Raw genomic sequence first — 8,094 nt, forward strand, 5'->3', positions numbered from 1 at the left:
TGAAGTGGTGGTCGATGACTTTGACCCTAAAATAGAAGATCCCCAATTAATTAAAGGACTATTAGCAAATGGTGTGGATAAAAACTATAATAAAAAAATAAGTACTTGGGAACTTAAAAATTTTAATGGCATAATGAATCTTAAAAATTATGGAATTAAAAATCTTAAAGGGCTTAGGTATTTGAAAAATACTCGTCACCTATATTTATCAAATAATAAAATTGAAGACATTACAGAAATAAAACATTTAAACCAGTTACGGTCACTTTTTTTAGAGTTTAATGAAATACAGACAGCAAATTTATCAGATTTTACTGAGTTGACTTCTTTAAATTTATCTTTTAATAAATTAGAATCTTTATCCTTAAATAATATGAATTCACTCAAGCAACTATATCTAACTAATAATGATTTGACAAACATAAATGGGTTATCTACTCTAAGTAGACTTGATTCACTTGTTATTGATGGAAATTCATTTACTAACATTGATTTTTTAGCATACAATCAATCGATAAATAAGCTATATATTGCTGATAACCCAATACGGTCTTATGCTCCTTTGAAGACAATGAGTAGACTTAATCGTATTTATATTTCCAAAAGTCAAAGGGAATTAGTTGAAAAATTAAAGCTTAAAGCTGTTATTCCTAAATAGGCAAAATTGATTTTGTGTTGTATAAACTTATATTATTAATAAGCTGTTTTATGGTAACAATACAATATATTTTTAAATCAAATTACATATTGTTATTTATTTAGTGAGGGTTATATATAATATAAGCCAGTTCTTTGTAAGATTATCTAAAGAACTGGCTTAATAGTTTTCATTTATTAATAGTTAATATATAATTATACTTATTAGCATGTTTTAATTCATCTGTTAATATAAGGTATTTGAGTCTTTTATTTAAAACTTATTATCATATTCTATATAATTCTAGTTTTTTATATCACATCAATATGATAATTCGTCTAGTATAAGTAAATTGTTTTTTCCAAAACTATCCCATATGCTAAGAGCTACTAGTGAATTATTGTAATGCAAATACTGGTTACCTTCAAGTGCTATTATATTACTATCTGTAATTCTCCAAAGTTTTACATTTTCAAGATTTTTGATAGTATAACCACCAGTTTTCTTCTCTATTCTTAAATCAAATTGTGAAGAATTATCAAGACCTTGGCAGAAAGATTGCAGTTCCATTTTTGAAAATAAATTAAATAGATAATCAGCTTGAATACATATAGTATTTTCATCAATTTTTGTATTATCAAGTTTTGTTATAATTAATTCTTTAGTATTATTCGTATCATCATAAAAAATTCTATACAGACTTAACTCATTATTATTACAAAGTAAATACATATTTAAGTAATTTATTTTATCCTCTGAAAAATTTATGAAAAAATTTGAATATATGCTTATTTGGAAAGTATTATATTCAATATAATCAGCAATGTTAAATAAGAAATCATTCCAATTGTTATCTTGAATAATAGTTGAAAGATTTTCCGTTATTTTACTATAAGTAGTACTTTCTGATTTGTCGTAATACTTATAGTTAGATGAAGTATCAAATAATCTAAAACATACAACAGTGCTAATTAAACATATTATAATGATTATTATATAATATTTTTTAAATACCATTTTATTATCCCTATTCCTTATACTCAATTTCAGATAAAATACTAACTATAGTAAAATCTGAATCAAAAATTCCTTTATTTGGACATATTTTTATATAAATTATACCAATTATAAATAATTTTATCAACTCATTTTAAAATATGATTAAAGTCTTATGATCCTTTGAAGACAATGAGTAGACTTAATCGTATTTATATTTCCAAAAGTCAAAGGGAATTAGTTGAAAAATTAAAGCTTAAAGCTGTTATTCCTAAATAGGCAAAATTGATTTTGTGTTGTATAAACTTATATTATTAATAAGCTGTTTTATGGTAACAATATAATGTATTTTTAAATCAAATTACATATTGTTGTTATTTAGTAAGAGATACATTTAATATAAGCCAGTTCTTTGTAAGATTATCTAAAGAACTGGCTTAATAGTATTCATTTATTAATAGTTAATATATAATTATACTTATCAGCATGTTTTAATTCATCTGTTAATATTTCAAATACCATGTCTCTGTAGTACCTGCCAGGAAGACCAGCTCTGATGATTCGATATTTTTCCATAGCTGCTAATTCTCCAAATAATGCTTTTTTGACACCATCAATATAAGATTTAGGTTTCTCAAATTCTATATCTTCTGGTGTGCTAACTTCCTTACCGGTAAAATCCATATATATTTGTCTAAACATTTTATTATGTTTCTTTTCGTCATCTCGGATGGTTGAGATTATTTGTTTTTCTTCATTTGTTGGTGCAACAGAAATTAGATAGTCATAGAACAATTCATCTTCTTTTTCTCCCCTTACTGATTGTTCTACTAAAGAAAGCGCTTCATCTAATGATTTATATGAATAAGGATTACCATATCTCATAGGCATCATGTACGGCATATTATAAGGCATGTTATAAGCCATTATATTACCTCCTCTCCCTCTTATTTGTAACCAAAATACATTCATTCTATAATATGCGTTAGTATGAATGGAGGTACTTTGTACTAGGGAGCATTTGAGACGAGGAGTTAGCTAGAAAATTTAAAGCCGTCCTTTTCAGTATTTTATTAATTTAAAAAGTACTGATCGGACGGCTATATTTATTAATTTGATACTATATTAATCTATAATTTCAGTTTATTCTGGAATGACTTCGATATTTTCAATGTCTGGAGCAGTAATTTCAATATCTGCTCCGATATTTTTATAATTTACCTCCATTGACATATCAAAAGTTATTATTTCTTCTTCTTCTTCAAAATTACCATTAAAGTTTAAAGTTTCTTTTATAATTTGGTTCTGTTCATTTAAATAAAATTCTATTTCAAGATTAAGTTGAGCATCACCAAAAGGCATATCTGTTTCCATGTCTTGTCCCAAAAACTCTTCTGGGAATGTATCTTTAATAGCTTGATTATCTAAAGATAATATATACTTTGTAGCAGTTACGCCATCAATTTCTTCTGTACCAGCGTTTTCAATCGGTAATTTATTGTAGATATTTAAAAATTGTTCATTTATTTGTTTTAGTTCATCAGGTGTCATTTCAAGAGGGGTAGCACCTTGCATATCTTCAGGTGTAGCTTCTATCCATGTATCAAAGCCAGGTTCTTTTATATATAATTTATTGTCAATAGTAATCATTTCAAATGTTAAGTCAGAAAGTGTTAGTTCTGGTTGGCTGATTGACATGGTCAATTTCATTTGACTATCTGCTCCATTTATAGCTCCATTTCCAGTAACAGCAAAAGTCATTGTTTCTTCGGGAGTTGTTCCATTTAAATTCATTAAAGAGTTTATACTGAATTCTCCACGATATTCTTTACTGTTTGTCAGAGCTTCATAGAGATTAGGATGTTTTACTGGTTTTGAATTATCTTTGGCAAAGTCTAAGATGTTTTCTTTATCATTGATTACGCGATGGGTTACTACAGCAACCTGTTGTCGTTGAGCATTTCCATTAGGGGTAAAGGTAGTATCACTGGTTCCTTTCATTAATCCAGAAGCAAGAGAAAATTCTACAGCATCTTTTGCCCAAGATGAAATAACATCTTTATCGCTAAGCTCATTAATATAGGTGAATTCTTCATTTTCATTAATGATTTCATCTGATAGCCCAAGAGAACGTATAAACATAACTGTCATTTGTTCACGTGTACACTCCCCATTTTTTCCAAATAATTCTTCGGACATTCCTTTAACGATTCCATCTCTGTATGCTGTTTCTACATACTTATAAGCCCAATGCGTTTTAGGTACATCTTGAAAAGTTGGGGTATCAGGAACATTTGTTGTGTCTACTTCAAGAGCTCTTACAATCAATGTAATCATTTCAGCTCTGGTAACAGTGTTTTGTGGATTAAAATTACCATGCTCATCACCTGTAATAATATTTTTTTCAGCCAATGCTATAATAGCTTCTTTTGCATAATCAGAACTTGATTGAATGTCTTGAAGTGTAGCAGCATCAGCAATTCCTACATTGATTAAGGAGATACCTGTAATGATGATGATTGCAATAAGCTTTGAAAAATTTTTCCTTATTCTATTAAACATAATTATCCTCCTAGTATAGTATTATTTATTGTTAGTAATATAATAATATTATACAGATATTATGTAAACTAATCTACTGGTAAAGTTAAGCATAAATTGTTATAGATTTAAAAAAAGTGTCTTGCAACATTGTAATAAAGAAGAATTCTAAACTCTTGAGATGTATTATTTGTGGTTTGAGGCAAAACGTTTATAGAAAGGAAAAATAACATTATGTAAACTACATAGATAATTTATTTATTTTATCAGTAAACCACTTAACAACAACAGCAATTAAAACATAAATAGGAAAAGAATATATAAATCTCCATAGTAAAGGCATATAAATATTCATTTGTACCAATATTGGTTCAGCAACAAATGCAGAGAACGAAGCTAACAGTATATGAGCTATAAGAAAGGATTTCCACTTAGGAAAATATTGGTATATTAACATATACATAATAGGTAGGACAGTTAAGTCAATTGCATTTAATCGGTCCAATATTTGAAGTAATTGATATGGGTAAGCCCATAATAATGATGCTACACCAAAATCATCCAATATAGAACTTAATACCATGATAATAAAACCGTATAATAGAATTTCACGAATTCTCCTTTTATCCACAAATTTCCACCAAATCAGCCAGGGAGCAATGAATATACCAAGAAGAACCCACCAATTGAATGTAAATACTACATTATCCATCCAATACTGATGCTCTAGATTTGTTAATTGTTTTTGTAGATTAATTATTTCTTTAAAAACATCCATTGTTAGCCACCACATTTTTACAAATATGAAATTTTACTTCATGTATAGTATGTTCATATCACAAAAAAACCATTCTATTAATACATCCTGTATATAAGCCTTTCACTTTACTGTTCCTAAATAATATCCAGCTAAAAAAATAGTAGTAATAAAAATAAAGTGAAAGACAATAAATGCCCATTTACCGTAGCGAAAAGATTTAGAATCAATAGGATTTCGCAAATTATCTGGGATAATCAAATCACCAATCCAATCAAATATTAACAAAAATATCCACCACCATGTATATGAATCCCAAAAATCCCATTTCCAATCATACTGAATTAGGTTTGTATTAAGGAGTAGTAATGTTTCTCCTAGCATACCTAAATGAACAATTCCCCAATAAAAAGGAATCTTATATGCCCATGAATTAGGACTGTATCTTACACCAACCAAAACTAAAAAAGGAAATGAGGTGAAAATTATTTCAAAAGGCATTGAGGAAATAGAAGGGAAAAGCCTAAAAGGGTAGGAGTAGAAACCAATTTTTATAAAAATATAGCATAAGATAATTCCTATAAATCCACTAGATAGAAATAATAATCCGTATTTTTTCCAATTTATTTTTAATATGAGATAACTCCCAACACAACTTATAATAATAGCAGTAATTGAAATAAGTGTTTCCATATTTAATTGAAGATTCATTAAACCACCTCATTATTAATTAGTATCTGATTCCATGTCATTACAATGGATGACATGTAGTTTTTAGAGTTATACCGTTTAATTTTTTGCTTTATATAAAAATAATTTATTCACAATGAATCCAATCACTATTCCCAAAAAAATAAAAATCAAAGGCAGCCAAACGGGACCAAATAATATACCCATAAATTTAAGATTTTCTGAATAGATTACACCAATCGTTCCTGAATATGCAGCCACAACAAATGGTAAAAAACAGGATGATTTTCTTTCGTTTGAACTGTCTATAAAAGCATCCCATATGGCGAACATATAAATACAAGGGTAGAACATGAGCCATTGATAATTTACTTGATTTATTGCAGCTGATATTTTACCTTGAAAACTTAAAATAATTGCTATATTCAAGTTAGATTTCATATTAATCAAAAACTCTAAACTAATAAATATTATTCCTTTAATATATTTTTTATTTATTAATTGTCCAAATCCAGGAATGGCTATACTCCATAAAGTTACTTCAATTGTATTTGGTTTATGCAATCTAACACAGCTCCTTACAGTGATAATATTTGATATCTTATATAGTATAGCCTATAATAAAAATTTTATTAACAGAATATCCTAAAAATAGCATACAAAACCCAATTGTTTTAATATACTTTGAAGTATTATCAATAGTTTTTTTATTTGTATAGTAGGAGATACTACTATTGGGGAAATTTTAATGTAAAAGCCAAAATCGTAAATTTAGAATGGCAAACTAGAGTTTATTTAATGTAAATAGATATTTTGCCTCTAGTTAATTATATAATGCGTTCGAATATAAGAATGAAGACTAAGTGTTATTCAAATATAGGTCGTGTAAGATTTACTAGCAAGGTAATATATAGTAAAAAATATAAAGAAGTAATTAAAAAAACATTGATAATGTGTTATACTTATCTTTAATAAAGAAGATAAGTACATATATACATAGATTATTTATGTAACTTTGAATAATCTGAGTTATAGTATGGTAATCGGATAAATGCTTTTTGTTTTGGAGGGATTGTATGAAAAAAAATATTGTTAAACCTGAAATTTTACCGGGTTTTATGGAGCTTTTACCAAAGGATCAAATATTATTTAATAAAATAAAAGAGACTATCAGTAAAAATTACGAAAAGTTTGGGTTTTTACCTATTGATACTCCTATTATTGAGAAGTCTGAAGTTTTACTGGCTAAGGCTGGAGGAGAAACTGAGAAGCAAATATATAGATTTACTAAGGGTAAAAATGATATTGCATTGAGATTTGATTTAACTGTACCATTAGCAAGATATGTTGCAAAAAATCAGTCGAATTTAACATTTCCATTTAAGAGATATCATATAGGAAAAGTGTATAGAGGAGAAAAAGCTCAAAGAGGAAGATATAGAGAGTTTTATCAATGTGATATAGACATTATAGGCAATGAGAAGCTTAGTTTAGTAAATGATGCAGAGATACCCGCAGTAATATATTCTACTTTTAAGGAACTGGACTTTGGAGATTTTACTATTAAAATAAACAACAGAAAAGTCTTAAATGGTATATTTGAAGAGTACAATATTGAAAATAAGGTTGATGTATTAAGAATAATTGATAAATTAGAGAAAATCGGACAAGAAAAAGTAGAAAAAGAGCTTATTGATTTAGGCTTAACTGAGGATACTGTAAAGAAACTTTTAACGTTTATTATGATAAAAGGAACAAACAATGAAATAATAGGTAAGCTAAAAGCATTAAATGTTCAAGACAGCATGTTTTGTGAAGGATTATATGAGCTAGGTGAAGTAGTAAAACATATCAAAGCTTTTGGTGTACCAGAAGACAATTTTACTATAGATTTAACTATAGCAAGAGGCTTAGACTACTACACTGGAACGGTTTATGAAACATTTTTAAATGATTATCCGAAGATAGGAAGTGTATGTTCAGGTGGTAGATATGATAATCTTGCTGAGTATTACACGAAATCCAAGTTGCCGGGCGTAGGAGTTTCAATAGGACTTACCAGATTGTTTTATCAGTTACAAGAGGCAAATCTGATTAAGAGTAATGATGATACACTAATAAAAGCTTTAATAGTTACTTTTGATGATAAAGATTTAGATTACGCTATTAAAGTATCTAATAAATTAAGAAAAAATGATATTATAACTCAAGTATATTTTGAAAATAAAAAAGTTAATAAAAAGTTTGATTATGCTAATAAGTTAAATATACCTTATGTTATAATTATAGGTGAAGATGAAGTAAATACACAAACTGTAGCTGTGAAGTGTATGGAAAGTGGAACTCAAAAGACAGTTACTATAGATGAAGCAGTAGAAATGTTTAACTAAATTTTACCACCCAACAGGGACGGTTCTTTTTGGGTGCTTACCCAAAAAGAACCGTCCCTGTTGGGTTATCAACGATGGGTGGG

At 27.8% G+C, this 8,094-nt stretch carries 8 protein-coding genes; 2 read left to right on the forward strand and 6 right to left on the reverse strand.

Annotated elements, in window-relative coordinates; genetic code table 11:
• A partial coding sequence (locus AYC61_RS21625; protein WP_162265493.1) for a leucine-rich repeat domain-containing protein occupies positions 1 to 658 on the forward strand: 658 nt, incomplete at its 5' end.
• A gap of 300 nt (positions 659 to 958) precedes the next feature.
• Here the strand turns inward: AYC61_RS21625 and AYC61_RS20270 are convergent.
• The 6 genes from AYC61_RS20270 to AYC61_RS20295 form a co-directional block, all read right to left on the reverse strand.
• A complete protein-coding gene (locus AYC61_RS20270; protein WP_066507603.1) occupies positions 959 to 1,654 on the reverse strand; it encodes a hypothetical protein in 696 nt (231 codons plus the stop codon).
• A gap of 426 nt (positions 1,655 to 2,080) precedes the next feature.
• Positions 2,081 to 2,560 carry a ferritin-like domain-containing protein gene (locus tag AYC61_RS20275; protein WP_242866855.1) on the reverse strand — a complete coding sequence of 160 codons (480 nt, stop codon included), beginning with the start codon at positions 2,558 to 2,560 and terminating at the stop codon, positions 2,081 to 2,083.
• A 216-nt stretch (positions 2,561 to 2,776) separates the two neighbouring features.
• Positions 2,777 to 4,195: an S-layer homology domain-containing protein gene (locus tag AYC61_RS20280; protein ID WP_066507608.1), complete on the reverse strand. Its 1,419-nt coding sequence runs from the start codon at positions 4,193 to 4,195 to the stop codon at positions 2,777 to 2,779.
• Positions 4,196 to 4,415: 220 nt separating this feature from the next.
• Entirely contained in the window at positions 4,416 to 4,952 is a 537-nt protein-coding gene (locus tag AYC61_RS20285; protein WP_066507610.1) for a CBO0543 family protein, read from the reverse strand.
• Positions 4,953 to 5,054: 102 nt separating this feature from the next.
• On the reverse strand, positions 5,055 to 5,642 hold the full coding sequence (locus AYC61_RS20290; RefSeq protein ID WP_066507613.1) for a CBO0543 family protein: 588 nt from the start codon (positions 5,640 to 5,642) through the stop codon (positions 5,055 to 5,057).
• A gap of 78 nt (positions 5,643 to 5,720) precedes the next feature.
• On the reverse strand, positions 5,721 to 6,185 hold the full coding sequence (locus tag AYC61_RS20295) for a hypothetical protein (protein ID WP_066507615.1): 465 nt from the start codon (positions 6,183 to 6,185) through the stop codon (positions 5,721 to 5,723).
• A gap of 512 nt (positions 6,186 to 6,697) precedes the next feature.
• Here AYC61_RS20295 and hisS point away from each other — a divergent pair.
• Positions 6,698 to 8,011, forward strand: coding sequence for a histidine--tRNA ligase (gene hisS / locus AYC61_RS20300; RefSeq protein ID WP_066507616.1), 1,314 nt, complete (start codon positions 6,698 to 6,700; stop codon positions 8,009 to 8,011).
• Positions 8,012 to 8,094: the final 83 nt, after the last annotated feature.

Source organism: Abyssisolibacter fermentans, assembly GCF_001559865.1.
Lineage (GTDB): Bacteria > Bacillota > Clostridia > Tissierellales > MCWD3 > Abyssisolibacter > Abyssisolibacter fermentans.